The organism is Gottschalkia purinilytica (genome assembly GCF_001190785.1).
GTDB classification, from domain to species: domain Bacteria; phylum Bacillota; class Clostridia; order Tissierellales; family Gottschalkiaceae; genus Gottschalkia_A; species Gottschalkia_A purinilytica.
Map to the genome: position 1 here is coordinate 1 of NZ_LGSS01000023.1, position 22,435 is coordinate 22,435.

The 22,435-nt window shown below is 28.6% G+C and carries 24 protein-coding genes, 9 tRNA genes and 1 rRNA gene; 30 read left to right on the forward strand and 4 right to left on the reverse strand.

What is annotated here, in order from left to right; genetic code table 11:
• Positions 1-70 precede the first annotated feature (70 nt).
• From CLPU_RS15100 to rrf, 9 genes are all read left to right on the forward strand, one after another.
• Positions 71-147 (forward strand) — tRNA-Asp (locus tag CLPU_RS15100).
• Between the two features lie 5 nt (positions 148-152).
• A tRNA-Thr gene (locus tag CLPU_RS15105) sits at positions 153-228 on the forward strand.
• Positions 229-241: 13 nt separating this feature from the next.
• Positions 242-327: transfer RNA gene (locus CLPU_RS15110), tRNA-Tyr, on the forward strand.
• 10 nt (positions 328-337) lie between these two features.
• Positions 338-411: transfer RNA gene (locus CLPU_RS15115), tRNA-Gly, on the forward strand.
• Between the two features lie 20 nt (positions 412-431).
• A tRNA-Arg gene (locus CLPU_RS15120) sits at positions 432-508 on the forward strand.
• Positions 509-513: 5 nt separating this feature from the next.
• Positions 514-589: transfer RNA gene (locus tag CLPU_RS15125), tRNA-Gln, on the forward strand.
• Positions 590-596: 7 nt separating this feature from the next.
• A tRNA-Lys gene (locus tag CLPU_RS15130) sits at positions 597-672 on the forward strand.
• 5 nt (positions 673-677) lie between these two features.
• Positions 678-766 (forward strand) — tRNA-Ser (locus tag CLPU_RS15135).
• A 21-nt stretch (positions 767-787) separates the two neighbouring features.
• Positions 788-904: ribosomal RNA gene (rrf, locus tag CLPU_RS15140) — 5S ribosomal RNA — on the forward strand.
• Positions 905-908: 4 nt separating this feature from the next.
• Here the strand turns inward: rrf and CLPU_RS15145 are convergent.
• The gene (locus CLPU_RS15145) at positions 909-1,934 is read right to left on the reverse strand and encodes a polysaccharide deacetylase family protein (protein ID WP_050378772.1); all 1,026 of its coding nucleotides are present in this window, start codon (positions 1,932-1,934) and stop codon (positions 909-911) included.
• 339 nt (positions 1,935-2,273) lie between these two features.
• Here CLPU_RS15145 and CLPU_RS15150 point away from each other — a divergent pair, with 339 nt between their 5' ends.
• The 3 genes from CLPU_RS15150 (at position 2,274) to CLPU_RS15160 (ending at position 5,301) form a co-directional block, all read left to right on the forward strand.
• Positions 2,274-3,347, forward strand: a complete 1,074-nt coding sequence (locus CLPU_RS15150) for a YkvI family membrane protein (RefSeq protein WP_050378774.1) — start codon at positions 2,274-2,276, stop codon at positions 3,345-3,347.
• Positions 3,348-3,547: 200 nt separating this feature from the next.
• On the forward strand, positions 3,548-4,654 hold the full coding sequence (locus tag CLPU_RS15155; RefSeq protein ID WP_050378775.1) for a DUF5711 family protein: 1,107 nt from the start codon (positions 3,548-3,550) through the stop codon (positions 4,652-4,654).
• A gap of 23 nt (positions 4,655-4,677) precedes the next feature.
• Entirely contained in the window at positions 4,678-5,301 is a 624-nt protein-coding gene (locus CLPU_RS15160) for a CvpA family protein (RefSeq protein ID WP_050378777.1), read from the forward strand.
• Positions 5,302-5,338: 37 nt separating this feature from the next.
• Here CLPU_RS15160 and CLPU_RS15165 read toward each other — a convergent pair whose 3' ends face one another.
• A complete protein-coding gene (locus CLPU_RS15165) occupies positions 5,339-5,701 on the reverse strand; it encodes a DUF2089 domain-containing protein (RefSeq protein WP_050378779.1) in 363 nt (120 codons plus the stop codon).
• A 478-nt stretch (positions 5,702-6,179) separates the two neighbouring features.
• Here CLPU_RS15165 and yedF point away from each other — a divergent pair, with 478 nt between their 5' ends.
• The 17 genes from yedF (at position 6,180) to CLPU_RS15245 (ending at position 20,222) form a co-directional block, all read left to right on the forward strand.
• Positions 6,180-6,785 carry a sulfurtransferase-like selenium metabolism protein YedF gene (gene yedF / locus CLPU_RS15170; protein WP_050378782.1) on the forward strand — a complete coding sequence of 202 codons (606 nt, stop codon included), beginning with the start codon at positions 6,180-6,182 and terminating at the stop codon, positions 6,783-6,785.
• 16 nt (positions 6,786-6,801) lie between these two features.
• Entirely contained in the window at positions 6,802-7,068 is a 267-nt protein-coding gene (locus CLPU_RS15175) for a putative Se/S carrier protein (RefSeq protein WP_050378784.1), read from the forward strand.
• 15 nt (positions 7,069-7,083) lie between these two features.
• Positions 7,084-7,947, forward strand: coding sequence for a mechanosensitive ion channel family protein (locus tag CLPU_RS15180; RefSeq protein WP_097677585.1), 864 nt, complete (start codon positions 7,084-7,086; stop codon positions 7,945-7,947).
• 124 nt (positions 7,948-8,071) lie between these two features.
• Positions 8,072-8,290, forward strand: a complete 219-nt coding sequence (locus CLPU_RS15185) for a DUF951 domain-containing protein (protein ID WP_200898616.1) — start codon at positions 8,072-8,074, stop codon at positions 8,288-8,290.
• A gap of 69 nt (positions 8,291-8,359) precedes the next feature.
• Entirely contained in the window at positions 8,360-9,541 is a 1,182-nt protein-coding gene (locus CLPU_RS15190) for an aminotransferase-like domain-containing protein (protein ID WP_050378788.1), read from the forward strand.
• 135 nt (positions 9,542-9,676) lie between these two features.
• On the forward strand, positions 9,677-9,964 hold the full coding sequence (rpsF, locus tag CLPU_RS15195; protein ID WP_050378790.1) for a 30S ribosomal protein S6: 288 nt from the start codon (positions 9,677-9,679) through the stop codon (positions 9,962-9,964).
• Between the two features lie 26 nt (positions 9,965-9,990).
• Positions 9,991-10,428 carry a single-stranded DNA-binding protein gene (locus CLPU_RS15200; protein ID WP_050378792.1) on the forward strand — a complete coding sequence of 146 codons (438 nt, stop codon included), beginning with the start codon at positions 9,991-9,993 and terminating at the stop codon, positions 10,426-10,428.
• A gap of 14 nt (positions 10,429-10,442) precedes the next feature.
• Positions 10,443-10,673: a 30S ribosomal protein S18 gene (gene rpsR / locus CLPU_RS15205; RefSeq protein WP_050378793.1), complete on the forward strand. Its 231-nt coding sequence runs from the start codon at positions 10,443-10,445 to the stop codon at positions 10,671-10,673.
• Positions 10,674-10,807: 134 nt separating this feature from the next.
• A complete protein-coding gene (locus tag CLPU_RS17355) occupies positions 10,808-10,954 on the forward strand; it encodes a hypothetical protein (protein WP_157857743.1) in 147 nt (48 codons plus the stop codon).
• A 166-nt stretch (positions 10,955-11,120) separates the two neighbouring features.
• On the forward strand, positions 11,121-11,444 hold the full coding sequence (locus CLPU_RS15210) for a MazG-like family protein (RefSeq protein ID WP_050378795.1): 324 nt from the start codon (positions 11,121-11,123) through the stop codon (positions 11,442-11,444).
• An 11-nt stretch (positions 11,445-11,455) separates the two neighbouring features.
• A complete protein-coding gene (locus CLPU_RS15215) occupies positions 11,456-12,397 on the forward strand; it encodes a DUF2232 domain-containing protein (RefSeq protein WP_050378797.1) in 942 nt (313 codons plus the stop codon).
• A gap of 22 nt (positions 12,398-12,419) precedes the next feature.
• Positions 12,420-14,426, forward strand: coding sequence for a DHH family phosphoesterase (locus CLPU_RS15220; protein ID WP_050378799.1), 2,007 nt, complete (start codon positions 12,420-12,422; stop codon positions 14,424-14,426).
• Positions 14,426-14,875, forward strand: a complete 450-nt coding sequence (gene rplI / locus CLPU_RS15225; RefSeq protein WP_050378800.1) for a 50S ribosomal protein L9 — start codon at positions 14,426-14,428, stop codon at positions 14,873-14,875. The genes CLPU_RS15220 and rplI overlap by 1 nt, the downstream gene beginning before the upstream one ends.
• Positions 14,876-15,056: 181 nt before the next feature.
• Positions 15,057-16,409 (forward strand): replicative DNA helicase, encoded by a 1,353-nt coding sequence (dnaB, locus tag CLPU_RS15230; protein ID WP_050378802.1) that lies wholly within the window; start codon positions 15,057-15,059, stop codon positions 16,407-16,409.
• 53 nt (positions 16,410-16,462) lie between these two features.
• Positions 16,463-17,683, forward strand: a complete 1,221-nt coding sequence (locus CLPU_RS15235; RefSeq protein ID WP_050378804.1) for an FprA family A-type flavoprotein — start codon at positions 16,463-16,465, stop codon at positions 17,681-17,683.
• A 193-nt stretch (positions 17,684-17,876) separates the two neighbouring features.
• The gene (locus tag CLPU_RS15240) at positions 17,877-18,488 is read left to right on the forward strand and encodes a GNAT family N-acetyltransferase (RefSeq protein WP_050378806.1); all 612 of its coding nucleotides are present in this window, start codon (positions 17,877-17,879) and stop codon (positions 18,486-18,488) included.
• A 447-nt stretch (positions 18,489-18,935) separates the two neighbouring features.
• Positions 18,936-20,222 carry an adenylosuccinate synthase gene (locus CLPU_RS15245; RefSeq protein ID WP_050378808.1) on the forward strand — a complete coding sequence of 429 codons (1,287 nt, stop codon included), beginning with the start codon at positions 18,936-18,938 and terminating at the stop codon, positions 20,220-20,222.
• Positions 20,223-20,405: 183 nt separating this feature from the next.
• On the opposite strand, the gene CLPU_RS15250 is transcribed toward CLPU_RS15245, so the two are convergent.
• Positions 20,406-21,062, reverse strand: coding sequence for a YidC/Oxa1 family membrane protein insertase (locus CLPU_RS15250; protein ID WP_050378810.1), 657 nt, complete (start codon positions 21,060-21,062; stop codon positions 20,406-20,408).
• A 592-nt stretch (positions 21,063-21,654) separates the two neighbouring features.
• Positions 21,655-22,011 (reverse strand): YxeA family protein, encoded by a 357-nt coding sequence (locus tag CLPU_RS15260; protein ID WP_050378814.1) that lies wholly within the window; start codon positions 22,009-22,011, stop codon positions 21,655-21,657.
• A 288-nt stretch (positions 22,012-22,299) separates the two neighbouring features.
• Here CLPU_RS15260 and CLPU_RS15265 point away from each other — a divergent pair.
• Positions 22,300-22,375, forward strand: a tRNA-Lys gene (locus tag CLPU_RS15265).
• Positions 22,376-22,435 lie beyond the last annotated feature (60 nt).

Below are 22,435 nucleotides of genomic sequence, written 5' to 3' on the forward strand. Positions count from 1 at the left end.
TGCCTTACAAGCAGGGGGTCACAGGTTCGAGCCCTGTCGCGCCCACCATAATGAAATATAAAAAATATATGGCCTGGTAGTTCAGTTGGTTAGAATGCCAGCCTGTCACGCTGGAGGTCGAGGGTTCGAGTCCCTTCCAGGTCGCCATATATGCTGGTGTGGCTCAATTGGTAGAGCAACTGACTTGTAATCAGTAGGTTGGGGGTTCGAGTCCTCTCACCAGCTCCATAAAATATATTAAGGAGGAGTTCCCGAGTTGGCCAAAGGGGACGGACTGTAAATCCGTTAGCTTTGCTTTCACTGGTTCGAATCCAGTCTCCTCCACCAAAATAATTATGCGGGTGTAGCTCAGTGGTAGAGCCCTGGCCTTCCAAGCCAGTTGCGAGGGTTCGATTCCCTTCACCCGCTCCATTAAATTTAGACTATTGTTTGCGCCTGTAGCTCAGTAGGATAGAGCAACGGACTTCTAATCCGTGTGCCGGGGGTTCGAATCCTCCCAGGCGCGCCAAATGATGGGGTATCGCCAAGTCGGTAAGGCACCAGACTTTGACTCTGGCATTCGTAGGTTCGAGTCCTGCTACCCCAGCCATGAATATGACCCATTAGCTCAGTCGGTAGAGCACCTGACTTTTAATCAGGGTGTCCTGCGTTCGAGTCGCAGATGGGTCACCAAATACGGAGGGGTACCGAAGTGGTCATAACGGGGCGGTCTTGAAAACCGTTAGGGTGCAAGCCCACGTGGGTTCGAATCCCACCCCCTCCGCCAATAAAATAATTGTTATAGAAATCCAGTGATTATGGCAGAAGGGAAACACCTGTATCCATACCGAACACAGAAGTTAAGCCTTCTAACGCCGATGATACTTAGGTGGAAGCACCTTGGGAAAGTAGGACGTCGCTGGGTTATTTTATTTTTTGTATTTTTTGTTTGATTTTCTATTATTAAGCCTTTTTTTAGTATTTTTATTTGTTTCTTTAAGGCTATTTAGATTTTCAGAATTAATAAACTGATGATTGAAAGATTCTTCCGATAATGCATCAAAGGTATATCCTGATGATTTTAATTTCTTAATTATTTTAGGTAATGCTTCCAAAGTGTTATTTTTAGAGTCTGAATCATGAAATAAAATAATTGATTTGTTATATGTGTTTATCCACTTTAAGACGTTTGACTCTATTTCAGTACGTGAAATATCACTTCTTGATGCATCATCACTACTTACATTCCAATCAAAGTATACAAAACCTTCATTTTTTAGATTTGCTAAAATATTTTTTAGTGTGTCTTTGCTAACAAATGAATTATTAGAGCCACCAGGAAATCTTATTAATTTTGTATCTACGTTTGTAGCACTTTGTATTATCCATCGTGTTCTATATAATTCGTTTATGAAGTTATTAGGAGAATCATATAAGTATTTATAATCATGAGAATAAGTATGATTTCCTATAGAATGACCCTCATCTACAATTCTTTTTAGGATATCTTTATTTTCTTCACCTTTTTTTCCTATAATGAAGAATGTGGCTTTTATATTTTCTCTTTTTAAGATATCTAGAATTTTGGGGGTTATATTCTTACTTGGACCATCATCAAAAGTTAAGTATATTACTTTATTAGAATCTTTATTTATATCATTGTTTTTATCTTTTGATTTTTTTTCAACTTTATTTGAATTAGTAGTAGTATTATTTTCTTTAGCTTTCTTTTTGTTGAAGCTATTAATAAATCGTGTTATTTTTTCTACTGAATATATTAAGGGATTATAACTACTATTTTTCAAATTATGTTTTTTTTCACATAAGGTATATTTATCAGAATTTAAATCTCTGTAAAGATTATTATTGTATTTTTCAGCAAAACTGCCAAAAGAAATCAATATTATCATTATTAAACTAATGAAGAAAGGTTTTAAATATTTATATATGCTCACGAAAATATCCTCCTTATACAATTAAAATAAGATATGAAATAAGAAGAGTTTTTTATTATAACTAAAATAATACTTTAATATTATATGATAAAGTTAAAATTTTGCTATAGAACAGACATTTATAATGAAGTTTTAAAATAATACTATAGCTATTTATATAATATATTTTTAAAAATGCTTTGAAAAATCGCAATTATTAAAGTAGTGATTTGAAAATATCTAACTATTATAGGTATATTATATTTGCTTAAGTATATGAATAGTAAAAATATAATATTTGTTATTAATAAAAGACAAAGTATACGTCATAGATTAGTTAATAAGGGAGGGAGGAGATATATGAAAAGAGATTTAAGTTGGATAGAACTAGCTAGTGTATATATAGGGACGGTAATAGGAGCAGGATTTGCCACAGGGCAAGAAGTTCTTCAATTTTTTGGAGTACATGGATATAAAGGCATAATGGGTGTAATAATATCTACTATTTTATTTTCCATATTAGGTGCTTTAATTCTACTGAAAGTTTTTAAAGATAAACATTTAAGCTATCAGGAAATTATAAGACCTGTATTTGGGAATAGGATAGGATTGTTTGTTGAACTTATTATGTGTTCATATTTGTTTATAGGATTTTGTATAATGTTAGCTGGAAGTGGAGTAATAGTTAAAGAGCAGTTAGGCGTATCAATTGATGTAGGAATATATATAATGGCAGTATGTACATTAGTTACTATCTTGTTTAGTGTAAAAGGTATATCTATTGTTAACACCATACTTGTGCCGATATTATTATTAGGAATATTTATAGTAGGGGGGTCTGTAGTACTAAAAGAAGGATTAAATTTGAATAATTTTATGAATCCTCCTATTAAAGAAAATTGGCTTAAGTCATCAATATTATATGTAAGCTATAACACTATATCTTCAATAGTAGTACTAGGATCGATGTTATCTATAATAAAAACTAAAAAGTCTGCTATAAAAGGTGGTATATTTGGAGGAATAGGATTAGGTGTAATGGCTACATTTATATTACTGCCAATCTTGATACTTTATAAAGACATATATAGATTAGAAGTACCTATGCTTAGAATATCTCAATACTTAGGATCAAAAGGAGTTGCAATCTATAGCATTATACTTTGGTGTGCTATGTTCACAACAGCAATAGCTAATGGATTTGGATGTATAAGTAGGATTTGTGACTTATTTAGATTGAATGAGAAAATTACATCTATAGTATTTTGTATAGTGACTATTCCTTTAGCTAAAGCGGGTTTTTCAAATCTAGTATCTACTTTTTATCCGTTGTTTGGATACATAGCTACAGTAATATTAGCTTTGTTTATTTTAATCTCAATATTTAAAAAGCTGAAAAAATCATTTAAGTATATTATAGATATACATGATTAATTACTTCATAATAAAATTAGAAATCACTACTATAAGCTATGTATTAGTAGTGATTTCTATTATAATATATAATTAAGTTAATATATGTTTCATAATGAAACTTAAAATAAGTACATGCTTTAAATTAAAATATAATATAAATGAAAGAAGGAAATTTGATTATATAGGAGAATTATAGAAAGTTTAAGGAGGGATTATATTTGGAGTCTAATGAAAAAACAGAAGGAAATATAAAAAAGAAGCAAACCGGATTTATAATTTTATTCATAGTTGTTATGTTGACTAGTCTAATTATAAAAGAGAAAGGATTACATATATTTAATGAAGGAAATAAAAAGTTAAAGCTATCAAAAGAGCTCAATATTATATTAGAAGATAAATCACAGGTTAAGTTATACGATGAAGGATTTACAATTAGTAATGACAAATATATAACTAACTATAACTTAGATGGTGAAAAAACTTGGTCAGAAGCTATATCATATAAAAATGGACTAGCTTTATTAGGTAAAAACAATACATACTTAGGGGACTTGGAAAGTGGAAAAATTGTAGCTATAAATAATAAAGGTGAAAAGATATGGACATATGAAACTCATAATCCCATACATATGATAACCAATAGAAAAGATTATTTAATTATATTTTCTAAGATTAATAGAGATATAAGAAAAGTGCATATAATTAATCAAGATGGAAAAGAAATATTTTCAAGACAAGAAAGCAAAAAAGAATTTTTAGCTGCAAATGTTTCTCCTAATGGAAAAGGATTTGCGGTATCTTCAATAGACTTAGACAAAGTAGTGCTTAAAGGAGTAGTAACTTATTTTAGAGAAGACAATTCTAATTCATTAGAAAAGGAATTTGAAAGAGAAACTGTATATGATATATTATTTATTAATAATAATAAAATATTATTAATAATGGAAAAGAGATTAGTTTGCATAGATGATGAAGGAAATATCATTTGGAAAAAGAACTTATCAAATTCTATAAGAGATTTAGCAGTTTTAAAAAATAATAATATAGCTATTTTATATGATGAAGATACTTCAAAGCTAGAGATATTACATGCTGAAGGTGACACTGAATATAAAAAATCTTTTAAATCACAGTATAAAGATATTATTACAGATGAAAATAAAATCTTTTTGGTAGGAGAAAAAAATATAACAGGAATTAATAAGAATAACATATTTTTAGAATATAGATCTAGGGAAAAAATAAAAAAAGTAGATAAAATTGATGAAAAGGTATTTATATTTGATGAACAAAAAGTTAAAATCATGGATATAGTGAATAGATAACAAATGATAAGGAGTGTGATAAAGTGAACTGGATAGATGCTGTAGTAATAGCTATACTAGCTTATAACGTGCTGATGGGATTAAGTAGAGGTTTTGTAGTTTCAGTTTTAAGTTTATTAAGCTTCTTTGTATCTTATATTGTAGCTAAATCCTATGCGCCTGCATTAACTCAATTATTGCAAGATAATACTAACTTATTTTCAAAACTTAGCGAAGTTGTAGCAAAGAGTGTAAATGGTGTACAGAACGCAAATGTAAATTCTCTTTTGGATGGATACAAAGTAACTGAGACAGTTTCAAATTCAGGTGGAAATACACTAGCTCAAATATTAACTAGTGTAATAGTTGGGGCTGTAAGCTTTATTATTATATATGCTTTAGCAAAAGGATTGTTTTCATTTGCTATAAGAGTGATAAACAGAGGTGTCCAGTTCCCAATTCTAAAGCAAGCAAATGGAGTATTAGGACTTGCTTTTGGAACAGTAAAAGGATTACTAATATTATATCTACTATTCGCTATTGTTACACCATTAGTAGTTATTTTCACAAATAGTGCAATATCTCAAAGTATATTTAATTCTAAAATAGGATATTTTTTCTATGAACATAATATACTATTAGATTACTTAAAAGGAACTGTAATATAAAATAAACTGGCTTTTTAGCCAGTTTATTTTATTTCTATTATTTATCTTTCTTTAAAAGATCTATAGCCTCCATAGTAGTTATTTCTCCAGAACTTAATTTAGAAGCAATATCTTTTTTGTTAGATTTTGACTCATCTTTATAGCCTAACGATTCTATAATATTTTCTAATTTATTTCTGATAGTAGGATAAGATAATCCCATTTCTTTTTCTATTTCTTTTAGATTACCCTTGTTTTTAATAAAAATTTCTAAAAAATTTTTTTCTTCACTATTTAACTGGCAAAACTTACATAAGTAAAAACTACCTTCAATAGTAGTATCACAATACTCACAATGAAGTTTAGTAATAGTTATTTTATTACTACATATGGGGCACTTTCCTATAGTTTCTTTCTCCAATATATCACCTTCTCTATATATTCCAAAATAATACTTATATTATATTATCAATATTTTTAAATTAAATATTCGTTATTATGAGATTTATATTTAATTTATTAATATTACGTTTTGTACCTTAGCGTTATACTTATACTAATTTACTCGTAAAAATAATTAAAAACATATATATTTATACTAGTTATAGCATTTATACATTGTTATTTGCGATATATAATAACTATAAAAGTATAAACTATATAATTAAGATGTACAGATAAAGTTCAATTGCCATAAATGTTCAGAGTTAGCATGAAATAATTAGTTATATTACATACTATATTAAGATATTAATATAGAAAATATTTATTTACTATAATATAATATAGATAACTTCTATATATATATTTTCCAACTGTTAAGATTAAACTAGTATACTATATTTATAATAGTTATATATGATTTTTTGTATATTTATATATAGAGGAGGATTTTTACTATGAGAAAAGAGATAGATGCTAGAAAACAAGACTGTCCAAGACCAGTTATAATGACTAAAAAGGTTTTGGATGAGTTATCAGAAGGATTAGTAACTACTATAGTTGATAATGAAATAGCAAAAGAAAATGTTTCAAAGTTAGCTCAAAGTTTAGGTCTTAACTATGAAGTTGAAGAAAAGGATAATGATTTCCATATTCATATTAAAAAAGGCAGTAATGACATAAGTATAAAAAGTGAAAATGAAATACCTAATATTGAAATAGGCAATAAGAATACAGTAATATTATTTGGAAAAGATAAAATTGGACATGGAAATGATGAGCTAGGAAAAGTGCTAATAAAAGGATTTATATATACACTTACAGAAGTAGATGAACTTCCATCAACTTTATTATTTCTAAATGCAGGAGTTAAATTAACAACCGAAGGATCAGAAGTTATAGAAGACCTTAAAAAACTAGAGGAAAAGGGAGTAGAAATACTTTCTTGTGGAACTTGCTTAGACTATTATAGTTTAAAAGAACAACTATTAGTAGGTGGAGTAACAAATATGTATACTATAGTTGAAAAGATGAAAGAATCATCAAACACAATAACACTATAGAGAAAGAAGGATTGTAGTGAGAGAAGAAAAATTCTATGTAATATCATTTGATTCTACACATCATGCAATAAAAGGAGAAAAGATATTAAAAGATTCAGGATACAATATCAGAGTTATACCAACTCCAAGAGAAGTAACAGCTAGTTGTGGACTTTCAATAAAATTTGACAAAAAAGATTTAGAAAAAGTACAAACGATTATAGGCAAAAATGAACTATCTATAAAAGGTATATTTGAAATAGGTAAATATGAAAAAGGTAGACTCGCTAATAAAATCGACTAGTTGGTGGTGATAGACTTGGAAACAGTATTTAATCAAGTGGCAGGATGGTTCTCAGAAGGAGGGCCGCAATTAACTCTTATAGAAAAGGTAGCTAAATCTATTATAATACTAATATTAGTTAATATTTCAATAAAAATTTGTTACAAGTTTATAGACAACTTTTTTAATGGACAAAAGAAACTGAAGTTTGGAATGGCTGATAGAAAAGCAGATACACTATCAATCATATTGAAAAGTTTAATCAAGTATATTATATATTTTATTGGTATATTACCTATATTAGAGCAGTTTGGAATACAGACTAAGTCTATACTTGCTACAGCTGGAGTTGGGGGTCTTGCAATAGGTTTTGGAGCTAAGAGCTTAGTGGAAGATATTATATCAGGATTTTTTATACTTTTTGAAGATCAATACGCAGTAGGAGACTATATACAAACAGGAAGTTTTGATGGTGTGGTAGAAGAATTAGGATTAAGAGTTACTAAGCTAAGAGCTTTTTCAGGAGATCTTCATATAATACCTAATGGTAACATACAGACAGTAACTAATAGAAGTAGAGGCAATATGCGAGCTTGGGTTGATGTAAGAATTCCTTATAGTGAAAGTATAGACAAAGCTATAGGGGTACTTGAAGAAGTCTCAAAATTAATGGCTAAAAAACATAAGAATATAACTCATGGGCCTACTGTTTTAGGAGTTACAAATTTAGGTCCTGAAGACGTTGTACTTTCTTTATATGCAATGACTAAACCTATGGATCAGTGGGAAATAGAAAGAAGCCTTAAAAAGAACGTTAAAGAGGCTTTTGAAAAAGAAGGAATATCAATAAATAATGTTAAGAGATTTGTTGTAGAATCTAGTGAAGCCCACAATGAGTAATAAAATTACTTGATAAATAAAGTTGAAAAATATAAAATATTATTATGAGTAAAGTAAAAGCTACTTCATCTATCTTTAATGAGTCGGGATAGAAGTAGCTTTTATTTATAGCTGAAACGGAGGTATGATTGTTGTGATTGATAAGTTTAATATTGGAGATGTAGTACAATTAAAGAAAGTTCACCCATGTGGGGAAAACAAGTGGGAAGTTATGAGAACAGGTGTAGACTTTAGAATAAAATGTCTTGGTTGTGAAAGACAGGTATGGTTAGCAAGAAGAGAGTTTATAAGAAGGGTAAAAAAGGTCATTAGTACGTCTAGTGATGATAGTATAAAAAAATAAAAAATTTTTAAAGTAAAATTACAGACTATTCTTACAATATTTTTTAAAGACTGAAGGGGGCGTGTCTAAGTGACACTAAAATATGCAAATCGTATGAAAGGGATAAGAGCTTCAGAAATTCGTGAGATATTAAAGCTTACACAAAAAGCTGAGGTTATTTCATTTGCAGGAGGACTTCCAGCTCCAGAATTATTTCCAATAGACGCTATAAAAGAAATAAGTAGAGAAGTGTTGGAAGAACATGGGGAGAAGGCGTTGCAATATGCTACAACTGAAGGATATTTACCTCTTAGAAAACAAATAACTGAGAGAATGACTAAGTTTGGAATAAATACTAATGCAGATAATATTCTTATCACTAATGGATCACAACAAGGTCTTGACTTTGCAGGTAAGATTTTTCTAGATCCTGATGATGTAGTTTTATGTGAGAATCCTAGTTATTTAGGAGCAATAAATGCATTCAAAGCTTATGAAGCTAAATTTATAGAGGTTCCTACAGATGATGAAGGTATGATAATATCAGAACTTGAAGAAATAGTAAAAACCACAGATAAGATAAAACTTATATATGTAGTACCTGATTTTCAAAATCCAACAGGAAGAACATGGTCGATAGAAAGAAGGAAAGGTCTAATCGAAATTGCTAATAAATATGATCTTATAATAATAGAAGATAATCCTTATGGAGAGTTGAGATTCGAAGGTGAAATACCACCTTCTGTTAAATCTTTCGATGTAGAGGGTAGAGTTGTTTTTTTAGGAACATTTTCAAAAACATTTTGTCCTGGATTTAGATTAGCGTGGACGTGTGCTAGTGAAGAAATTTTATCAAAATTTATTTTGGTAAAACAGAGTTCAGATTTACAGGCAAGTACCATCTCTCAAATGGAACTTTCTAAGTTTATAAATAAGTATGATTTAGATAAGCATGTAGAAAAAATAAAAAGTGTGTATAGAAGAAGAAGAGATATAATGATGAAGACCATGAAAGAAGAATTTCCAGATGAAGTTAAGTTTACTTATCCAGAAGGTGGTCTATTTACTTGGGTAGAACTACCTGAACATATAAACAGCAGAGATTTAGCGATAAAAGCTATAGATAATAATGTAGCATTTGTTCCTGGTGATCCATTCTATCCAAATGGAGGTAAGTTTAATAATTTCAGACTTAACTATTCAAATATGAATGAAGATAGGATAGTAGAAGGAATTAAGAGATTAGCTAAGGCTATAAAAGAAATGTTGTAAAAATATATTAAAATTTTGGAAAATGTCAATACTATGATTGCCAAAATAAAAATTAAATGATATAATACTATGATGTAATGTATTCCTTGCTCTATATATAAATAGAGCCGTTAAGTCCAAAAGGAGGTGAACGATATGAAAAAATACGAAGGAGTATTTATTTTTGCGCCAGATATGGCAGAAGAAACAAGAAATAATGTAATCGACAGATTAAAAAGTATCATAGAAGGAGAAGGATCTCTTTCAAACATAGATGACTGGGGAAGCAGAAAGCTTGCTTATGAAATCGATGATTATAAAGAAGGATACTATACATTATTAAAATTTGAATCAAACGGAGAGATTGTTAAGGAACTTGACAGAATCTGTAAGATAACTGATGGTGTTATAAGACACATGATCGTTAGAGAAGAAGAAAAATAATATCGGCCGTTACGGGGGTGTTTTTTTTGAATAGTGTAGTTTTAATTGGAAGATTAACAAGAGACCCAGAACTTAGATATTTGCCTAATGGAGGTACAGCAGTATCAACTTTTTCTATAGCAATTGACAAAGAATTGTCTAGAGAGAAAAAGCAAGAAATGGAAAGTAAAGGTCAACCTACTGCTGATTTTATAAACATAGTAGTATGGGGGAAACAAGGAGAGAACTGTGCTAATTACTTAGGTAAGGGAAGGTTAGTTGCTATTCAAGGAAGAATACAGTCAAGAAGTTATGATGCGGCTGACGGATCTAAAAGATATATAACTGAAGTTGTTGCAGATAGAGTACAATTTCTTGATTGGGGAGACAATAAATCAGGAAATACAGATAGATCTACACAATCGAATGATTTTATAACTACAGATGGTTTTCATCCAGTAGATGACGATGATATTCCATTCTAGAAGGAGGGTTAGGAATGGCTGGAGGAAGAAAATTCAGAACTAGAAAAAGAGTTTGTAGCTTTTGTGCTGATAAAGGACAAGAAATTAGCTACAAAGATGTAAATAAGCTTAAGAAGTATGTAACTGAAAGAGGAAAGATTCTTCCAAGAAGAATTTCAGGTAACTGTGCAATACATCAACGTCAATTAACTACAGCTATCAAGAGAGCAAGACAAATTGCAATCTTACCATATACAGCAGACTAGTAGAACGAATATATCTTGAATATAAATTGAAAAATAGGAAGAGTATACTATGTAAGATACTCTTCCTATTTTTTAATTTATCTCTTATCATTTTTATGTCAAGAATACTCCCACCTCTTTAGATGGGGGATGAATTGACATTTGGCGATAGGCAAGTATTGAAAAACACCTTAGTATATGACATTATTGTATATATAATAAATATTCTTAAGGATGATGAAATAATGTATCTAACAACTGTTAATAGACTTAGATTGAACCAAAATGAATTTAATAAATGAATTATGTTGGTTATCTAAAAACTTGTATAATTCTACTTTGTATGAAGTAAGACAACATTATTTCAACACTAGTGAGTTTTTAAAATATACAAATGAATAAAATAATTAAGATAAAATATATAATTTGTTATAATGATATATAGGGTTAAAAAAAGGGGGATTACTAATGTCAACAAATAAAAAGAGTATAGATATAACAAGAAATGTAAAAATAATTGAGTGGCTAAAAAGTGAGCTTTTAACTGCTATTGCCTCACTTTATGAAATATTTGTAAAAGGAGTTCAGAATAGCCAAGAGGTAGTATTAGATATAATATCAAATATAATATTAGTTACATATTTGTTAGGTAAAAGATTGGGACTTTCTTTTGAAAGTATAGATGCTAAAATAGAAGACAAAGCTAAGCTTGGTATGATTGAGGAACATAATATAGAAAAATGGTATGGAGATTTAGGAAACCTATTACAACATTTTAAAAGTAGAAGATAGAGGTGAAAAGTTTGGATAAAAATAAATCAAATTCTGCTATAGAGTTAATAATTACTATCATAATAACTTCAATGCTAACTATATTAGGACTGTATGTTTCACCACTTATTTTAATTTTTTATCCTGTGCTTCATATAGTTCTTGGTGTAAAGCAAGGAATGAAGTATACATTATTATCAATTGTTACATCAAGTATAATAGCAGGATTTTCATCGAGTTACTTAGATGGATTGTATATATTTACTTGCTATGGATTATTAGGGATAGCGTTAACCTATATGATAAGTAAAGAAAAGACAGCTACTAAGACTATAGCTGTAGGAAGTATAGTATATTTAGTATGTATTGCTCTCTATGTGATTTTATCAAAAGAGCTTATAAATTATGATATTATAGGTGAATTTAGTAAAGCTATAAAAGAGAGTGTAACGATGCAAGTTCAATCACTTAAAAATAGTGGATTATCTAATTATGAAATATCTCAGGCCTCTATGATTTTAGAGGATGTGGTTAGCTATATACTTATAGTTATACCATCATTTATGATTTTAACTTCTGTATTTGTTACTTATATAAGTTACTTAATTTCTACTCATCTAATTAACAAAAAACAAATAAAAGATGTATATGTTCCTAAATTTATGTACTTTAAGCTTCCAGACAATTTTATTGTAGGAGTAATAATATTGCTTTTATTATCTTCTATTACAATATATTTTGAGTTTTTATACTATGAAGGTATATTCATGAATATTATTATACTAATATTCTTAGGACTTTTCGTACAAGGACTTTCATTAACTACGTATATACTTAATAAAAGTAATATGAGTAAAGTAATAAAGTATATATTATTAGTTCTCATAGTAATAAATGTATTTTCTAGTATAATAGTTGCTATAGTTGGACTTCTAGATGTATTTTTTGACTTTAGAAAGCTTAAGAAGGCTTAAGAAAATCCTTAGGAGGATAGTTATGACCAATAAAAAATTATTTAAATTTCTTACTCCTGATTCAAAGGTATATCTTTGGATAATAGGAATACTCATAGGGATTATAGCTATATATGAGCCTAGAATTGCTATATTTGGACTCTTAGTACTAGGATACTTGATATATTATCATTGGAAAAACTTACACTTAAGGAGAGTAGAATGGACAAAGTATATAGAAGGATTAACAAGTGAGATAGATTCTGTTACGAAATATGCCATAAACAATATGCCTATACCGCTTGTAATGCTAAAACTAGATGGAACTATAAATTGGTATAATCCAAAGTTTTTAGAAATGACTGAGTTTCTAGATGTATTAGATAAAAATATAAGTGATATAATTCCAAATTTAGATGTAGATGATATAAAGATAGAAAATGAAAGTTCTATTATAAAGGTAACATTTAAAGAGAAAAATTACGATGTATTATATAATATAGTAGATATTTCTAATGCTTTAGAAAATAAAAGAAAATATACGATAATGCTTTATTGGATAGACAATACAGAATTATACAATATTAAAACAAAATATAATAATGAAAAAACTAATATTTGTTTAACTCATATTGATAACTATGAAGAAGTAATAACGACTACTGATGAATCTATTAGACCATTAATATTAGCAGAGATAGACAAAAAGCTAAATACACTAGCATCAAGACTTAATGGATTCGTTAGAAAAACAGATAACGATAAATACTTGATAGCTTTTGAAAATAGATTTTTAAGCTTTTTAGAAAATAGAAAGTTCTATATATTAGATGAAACCAGAGAGTTAGATTTAGGGAACAAGATACCAGTCACTTTAAGTATGGGAGTAGGAGTAAACGGAAAGTCTATTGCTGAAACTTACGAATATGCTAAAGGTGCTATAGATATAGCCTTAGGTAGAGGTGGAGATCAGGCTGTTATAAAAGACATAGATAAATTAAGCTTTTACGGTGGAAAAAGTAAAGCTGTAGAAAAAAGGACAAAAGTAAAAGCTAGAGTCATTGCACATGCTTTAAGAGAGCTTATAGATCAGTCTGAAAAGGTGTTTATAATGGGTCATAAGATTCCTGACATGGATAGTTTTGGAGCTGCAATGGGTATCTATAGAGTGGTTAAAACTAGAAAGAAAAAATGTTATATAGTGCTAGGTGGGGTAAATACATCTATAAAGAAAATATATGAAAAACTTAAGAGAGAACATCCAGAATACTTAGAAGATATAATAATGCCAGAACAAGCTAAAGTACTTGCAAACGAGAACTCTTTATGTATAGTGGTTGATACCCATAGACCCCAAAATACAGAAGCTCCTCAATTATTAGAAATAATAGAACAAGTTGTAGTAATAGATCATCATAGAAGAGGAGCTGAATTTATAGAAGAACCTGTATTAATCTATTTAGAGCCATATGCTTCCTCAACATGTGAATTAGTTACTGAGATATTATATTATATAAATGATAAAATTGATATAACGAAATTTGAAGCAGAGGCATTGCTTGCAGGAATTAATTTAGATACTAAGAACTTTGCATTAAAGACTGGAGTAAGAACATTTGAAGCTGCTTCATTTTTACGTAGAGCAGGAGCTGATACAACTGAAGTCAGACAACTCTTTAGGGATGATCTAGAGGACTTCAAATTAAGAGCAGAAGTTATAAGAAATGCTAATATAATAAAAGATAAAATAGCTATTTCTAGGCTAGATAAAGATACTAATAGTTCAATACTCATAGCTGCTCAATCAGCAGATGAATTATTAAATATAGAAGGAATAATAGCATCCTTTGTATTATGTATTTTAGATGATAAAATTCATATAAGTGGAAGATCTTTAGGAGAATTAAGTGTACAGCTTATATTAGAAAAGCTTGGTGGTGGAGGTCATATGACTTCTGCTGGAGCTCAACTTAAAGATATTAGCCTAGATGAAGCTGAGAACATGTTAGAAGAAGCTATAATAGAATATCTTAAGGAAGGTGATGAGTAATGAAGGTTATTTTATTACAAGATGTTAAGGGATTAGGTAAAAAAGGAGATGTAGTGAATTCTAAAGATGGTTATGCTAGAAACTTTTTATTTCCTAGAAATTTAGCGGTAGAAGCTACTAGTTCTAATTTAAAAGAACTAAAAGATAAAAAAGAATCTCAAAAATTCAAAGAAGAAGAAGATTTAAAAGAAGCTAAAGCACTAGCAGAGAAAATATCAAATGTTAAAGTAGAAATAAAAACTAAAGTTGGAGATAATGGTAAGTTATTTGGTTCTATAACAACTAAAGATATTGCAGAACAACTACAAAAACAACATAATATAAAAGTAGATAAAAGGAAAATTGATATAGAAGGTGGAAATATTAAAACAGCAGGTACAACAATTGCAGAGGTAAAAGTATGTCCATCAGTATTAGCTAAGTTAAAGATTCATGTTACTGAACAATAATATTGATTAAAGTTTTAGATAGAGTATTTTTGGAAAGTTTAATTATACCATATGTGGAAATAATATAAATATACTTTAAAGAGTGTACAAGATACCTTATGCTTTATATAATAATAGTATTAAGCTACAGTATCTTGTATTTCTATGTTCGGTATATTTTAAAATTTGGGAGGTGCTATAATTGTCAACAGAAACAGATATTGAAACTTTAGGTAAAATACCTCCACACAGTATAGAAGCTGAACAGTCAGTATTAGGATCTATGATCTTAGATAGAGAAGCAATAGTAACTGGGACAGAAATATTAAAACCTGATGATTTCTATAAAGAAGCTCATAAAGAAATATATGAATCTATTATAGATATATTTACAAAGGACGAGCCAGTTGATTTGATAACTTTATCAGAAGAATTAAAGAGAAGAGATACCCTTGAGGCAATTGGAGGTACAGTATATCTAGCGACTCTATCAGAAGGTGTTTCTACTACTGCTAATATTAAATATTACTGTGAGATAGTAGAAGAAAAATCTATACTTAGAAAACTAATAAAAGCTTCAAATGAAATTATAAGTAAGGGCTACAAAGCAGATGAAGATATTAATCAGATAATAGATTTAGCAGAAAAGAAAATATTTGATATAACACAAAAAAGGAATCAAGAAGGACTAGAGCCTATAAGAAGTGTGTTATTAGAAAGCTTTACTAAAATAGAGCAATTATCTCAAAATAAAGGTGGAATAACTGGACTTACTACAGGATTTGTGGATCTAGATGGTAAAACATCAGGATTACAAAAGTCAGATTTAATATTAGTAGCAGCAAGACCAGCTATGGGTAAAACTGCTTTTTCTTTAAATTTAGCTTTAAATGCTGCGTTAAAAGGAAATGGGTCAGTTGCTATATTTAGTCTTGAGATGTCTAAAGACCAGCTAGTTCAACGTATGCTAAGTGCAGAATCTCATGTTGAACTTCAGAAAATAATAAATGGAAATTTAGATGAAAATGAATGGCCTAAATTAGTAAGTGCAATGGGACCTTTAGCTCAAGCTAAAATATATATAGATGATACACCAGGAATAACTTTAATGGAACTAAAAGCAAAGTGTAGAAAATTAAAAATAGAAAAAGGACTAGACTTAGTTATGATAGATTACTTACAGCTAATGTCTGGAGATGGAAGAACAGAAAATAGACAACAAGAGATATCAAATATATCTAGGGGATTAAAGGGACTTGCTAAAGAAATGGATTGCCCTGTGGTAGCATTATCTCAGCTTTCACGTGCTCCAGAATTAAGATCTGATCATAGACCTATACTATCAGACTTACGTGAATCTGGAGCCATAGAACAGGATGCTGATATAGTAGTATTTCTTTATAGGGATGAATATTATAACCCTGATACAGAAAAGAAGAACATAGGAGAAGTTATAATAGCAAAACATCGTAATGGGCCTATTGGAACTGTAGAGTTAGTATTTATGGGGCAATATACTAAGTTTTTGAATATGGAAAAATATAGACAAGAGTAGTAAGCTATTGTCCTTATTTCATATAAATACTTTAAAGCAGTAGGAGGCAAAAAATGAGAAATGATAAGATATTAGATGTTAAAGAAGGAATTAAGTGGATAGGTATACTTGATCCAACTTTAACTGTGTTTGATGTAGTTATGGAAACAAAGTATGGAACAACTTATAATTCATACTTTATAGATGCAGATAAGAAAACTATAATAGAAACAGCTAAAGAAACTTATAGAGATGATTATATAGAAAAAATAAAGAAAGTAGTAGATCCAGAAGAAATAGAATATATAATATTGAATCATACAGAACCAGATCATGCAAGCAACCTTAAATATTTATTAGAATTAGCACCAAATGCTACTATAGTATCAACTGTACCAGGAATAAGGTTTTTAAAAGACATGTTAAATAGTGAATTTAAACATATTGTAGTTAAAGATGGGGATACGTTAGATTTAGGAAATAAAACATTAAGATTCATATCAGCTCCATTCTTACATTGGCCTGATAGTATGTATACTTTTTTAGAAGAAGATAAAATATTATTTACTTGTGACTCATTTGGTTGTCATTATTGCGACGAGAGAATATTTGATGATTTAGTTGGAGATTTTGATGATGCTTTTAGATATTACTTTAATGTTATATTAAAGCCTTATAGTAGCTATATGTTAAAAGCTATAGATAAAATAAAAGATTTAGATATAGACATTATATGTCCTGGTCATGGACCTGTATTAAGAGATAACTGGAGAAAATATGTTGAACTATCAAAGACTTTAGCAGAAGAAGCTATTAGTCTGAAACCACAAAGACCAATGGCACTTGTGGCATACGTGTCTGCCTATGGAAATACAGGTAAGATAGCAAAATATATAGCAGAAGGTATAAAAGAAGCAGGAGATGTAGATGTAGAAGTTGTAGATATCGAAAGTATAGACCTAAGTGATCTTGAAGAAAAAGTAGAAAAGAGTGAGGGAATACTAATAGGATCAACAACTATAAATCAAAATACTCTCTTACCTGTATATAAAATGTTTAGTGTTATAAATCCTGTTACAAATAGAGGTAAACCAGGAGGAGCATTTGGATCTTATGGATGGAGTGGAGAAGCTGTAGGCATCATTGAAAATGTATTAAAAAGTCTTAAACTTAAGGTAGATATGAATGGATTTAAAGAAGTATTTGTACCTAAGGAAGAGACTAAAGATAAATGCATAGATTTTGGAAAGAAATTTGGTGAAAAGATATTAGAAAATTCACTTAAAAAGAAATAAAATAATGAACTTTTGTTAAAAATTACTTCATACATTGTATGAAGTAATTTTTATATAAATATGATTTTAAATTTACTATTTTTTAGATAAATACTAGTGACGATAAAATTATATCTATTATTAATAAACAAATTTATAGCAATTATTAATGGGCATAAATATAGTATATGTAAAAATATCAAGGGGGAAAAAGATGGATGTTATAAAGGGACATAGAGTAAAAATACTACCTTTAAAACTAGAACACGTTTTCAAAATGAAAAATTGGGGAAAATATCAAAGTTTGCTTTTTGAAGATTACAACTTTCCAGACTTAAATGATAGAGAGGTTAAAAAGTGGTTTGATATAAAAACTTCTGAAAAAACTTCTAAGAATTTTATAGTTATTAATGAAAATGAAATAATAATAGGATACGTTGCTATAAAAAATATTAAGAAACTTAATAAAAGCTCAACACTGGGTATAACCTTTGACTATAACTATATAAATAAGGGTTATGGAACAGATACTATATTAGCTATGTTAGATTACTATTTTAATGTTATGAAAATGAGAACTATGTATCTAGATGTTGCAAAACATAATAAGAGAGCTATAAGATGCTATGAAAAATGTGGATTTAAAAAAATTAATGAATACATAATGGAAATGAAAAATCCACATATAGATATAAATAGTAAGGAAATTATAGAACTTAGAGATAACTTTATAGTGGAGAACAATCAAATATATGAATATTACTATAAGATGAAAATTTCGAAAAAATTACATAACAAAAATATATCCACACAGATTCACATGTGAATATCTTTGTGGATATGTTAATAACTTCTTTGAAAAATATGTATATATTGAAAAAAACAAATTCAATAATAACGATATATGTGGATAACTTTGTTTATAAACAGATTACTTTATAAACAATATTCACAATGGGTATTGTTTTAATAAGTTATAACTAATGCTTTTTACAGACATTTTTACTATTAATATGATCATATTAAATAAATATTACATTATAAGATATACTTTTTGAATTAAATTTTATATTAAAGCTAAAAATAAAATTTACTAATATACGAATGATTTCCATATTATACAGTGATAACATTCGGAAAATAATTGACTTTATTTTTTATTATGTGGTAGGATTATAAAGTGATATTTGAACGTAGCTTATACTTGTAATAGTTAAAAATAACCATTTATGCAAATTTTTAAAGAACATTTTGTGATAAAGGAGATGGTTGAATGTCTAGTTTAGTAGTGTTAGGAGCACAATGGGGAGATGAAGGAAAAGGTAAGATAACAGACTATTTAGCTGAGAAAGCAGAATTAATAGTTAGGTATCAAGGTGGAAATAATGCAGGACATACAGTTAAAGTTGAAAATAATGAATACAAACTTCATTTAATCCCTTCAGGAATATTTTATGAAGATAAATTATGTATAATAGGTAACGGAGTTGTAGTAAATCCAAAAGCATTAATTGAAGAAATTAAATATTTAAAAGAAAAAGGAATTAGCACACATAACTTAAGAATAAGTGATAGATCTCATATTATATTTCCATATCATTTAAAGCTTGATGAATTAGAAGAACAAAGAAAAGGCATAAAAAAGATAGGGACAACTGTTAAAGGAATAGGCCCATGTTATAGAGATAAAGTTGATAGAATTGGACTTAGAATGTGTGATATATTTTATAAAGAAGTACTTGAGGAAGTTCTAAGAAAAAATATAAAAGAAAAAAATGAGATTATAGTAAAACTATATAATGCAGAACCACTAAATGAAAACGAAGTTGTAAATGAATATATGGAATATTTAGAAGAGCTAAAAAAATATATTGTGGATACTTCTGTAATAATAGATAATGCTATAAAAGAAGGGAAAAAGGTATTATTTGAAGGAGCTCAAGGAACATTACTAGATTTAGACTTTGGGACTTATCCATATTTAACTTCTTCACATCCTATATCAGGAGGAGTTCCTATAGGAGCTGGAGTAAGTCCATTTGCACTAAAAAGAGCATTAGGAGTAGTTAAGGCTTATACTACAAGAGTGGGAAAAGGACCATTCCCTACAGAGTTATTTGATGAGACAGGAGACACTATAAGGGATAAAGGACATGAGTACGGAACTACTACAGGTAGAGCTAGAAGATGTGGATGGTTGGATGTTGTAATGCTAAAATATGCTGTAAGAATAAACGGATTGACTGATCTAGCAGTAACTAGATTAGATACATTGGGCGGATTTGAAAAAATTAAGATATGCAAAGGCTATGAATTAGAAGGAAATTTAATAAAAGATTTTCCAGCTAGTTTAGAAACTTTAGCTAAATGTGTACCAATTTATGAAGAATTAGATGGATGGAACGAAGAAGAGATGAAGGGTGTTAAGTCATTTGAAAGTCTACCAGAGAATGCTAAAAAATATATTGAAAGACTAGAAGAATTATTAGATGTTAAAGTAAGCATAGTTTCTATAGGACCGAAAAGAGATGAAACTATAATAAGAAATGAGGTACTATAATATAATTGTGAATATTGTATGATACAAATAGTTTTAAATAAAACGGTGAAGTTAGAATGAAAGTTCTACAATCTATTTATTATATAAAAATCCACTATTAAGATAATCTAATAGTGGATTTTATTATTTTTAATTTTAGAAATATATTACTGAAAAAATTTATAAAAGATACTGTTAATCTTATTAAGAGTTTTGGGGATTAATATTATAATATTTTCTTAAATATATTCTATATGCTACTTCTTCTATTAATGAGAAGATGCTATTTGTTATAAAATAAATACCAATAGCAATCGGACTTTTAAATGTTACTAAGATACTAAATATAATGGTTATTACTATATTTGATTTATTTGATAAATCTTGCTTTACAACGTCTAAGTATTTTATATAAGATAACAAATTTGGGCTTAATGAAATTAATGCATATATCATGGGAACAATAAAATAACTATCAGATAGCTTTATACTTGTTACCCAAGGTATTATTATAGTACTAGATTCTACAGGCATTGTTAGTACTACTCTATACAAAGTATATATAAATGGGATTTGAAGAAAAGCAGATAAGCAACCTAAAAATCCCTTAGTACTTTCATTATAATGTTTTGCCATTTCTGACTCTAATTTATCTTTATTGTCTTTATATTTGGTTTTTAGATCCTGTATTTTTTCAGATAACTCTTTTTGCTTTAACATATTAATTTTTTGTTTAATTGTCATAGGTAAGAACACTAATTTAACAGATGCAGTCAATAATACAATAGCTATACCCCAATCGTTTGTAAAGTTAAAAAATATATTTAATAAATTTTCAAATAAGTTAAAAATGATGTTCATAATATCCTCCTTATATTTAACTAGATATTTTGGAAAAAACATCATTCTTAACTAAAAGTGTACGTAAAACCGCCATATATGGAATTTTTCATAAGCAGTATAATCTTCAACAGTCATATATTCCTTATAGTTTAAGGCAGTAGTTTGACTACATTTTGTTGACAAAGATTTATATAATTTTATATTACTTTTAAATGAATAGGCAATATAAGAGAAAATACAGAACAAACAAATAATCGTAAGAATTAATTGAATAGCATCTATATAGCTTAAAGTCATATATTTACTCCTTTTAAGGAAAATACATAATTTTATTATATGTAGTAAAAATAGCGTATCATTTTATCTTCATATTATCATAAGTATAATTTCAAGTCTATATTTTGACTAAATCAGATACGAATAGAAAGGACTTTTAGTAAGTATGTTATTTATCATACTTTAAGATCATGTTGTGAAGTATATTAAGAAATGATTAAGTAAACGTGAAAGACATATTTAGAATAACAAAAAACCTTACAGATAAATGATTCGTACAAAATCATTTATCTGTAAGGGAGATTCTAGTTTATATATGGACATGTAAATGTTTTTATTTTACGTTTAATTTTTCCTTAACTTTTTCAGGTAATTCGTTTTCTTTAACTTCTTTATAGGATGTTACACCTCTTTTTTCTGAATAATATAGTCGAAGATAAGCATCTTTACGAAGTTGTTTTAAACCGTTGAAAGTAATAGTTTTTTCTTTACCATTCTTATCATAAGCAGGTAATGTATATTCATAATTGCTATCTTTCTTATCATCTAATTTCTTACCTTCATCTGTTATCTGAACATAATACTGATCCTTTCCGATTTCATTTGTAAGAGAATCTAAGGGGTTACTACATCCTATAAGGGAAACACCAAGTAAAAGTACAATTCCTAAAAATACAAAAAATTTTTTCATAATTCATTATCCTTTCTAATAATATTAATATAAATATATTGTAAAATATTTTTTTATTATAAAGTATTGATTTAAGTTACAAAATTTATATTCAGCCTTACATTTTTGTAACTATAAATATATCTACAAAAAATTTTTTAGAACAGCCAATGATTACAAAAAAGTACAAACAATAAACGGCGTAAAATAGCCAATCGATAAAAGTAACAAAAAAGCGACAAAAAAATTAAAAAAGGTGTTGACACATTTAGACGTATCATGCTAATATATTATATGTGGTTGGGACATGACCCATTAGCTCAGTCGGTAGAGCACCTGACTTTTAATCAGGGTGTCCTGCGTTCGAGTCGCAGATGGGTCACCAATTTTAGGCCCTATGGTCAAGCGGTTAAGACACCGCCCTTTCACGGCGGTAACCCGGGTT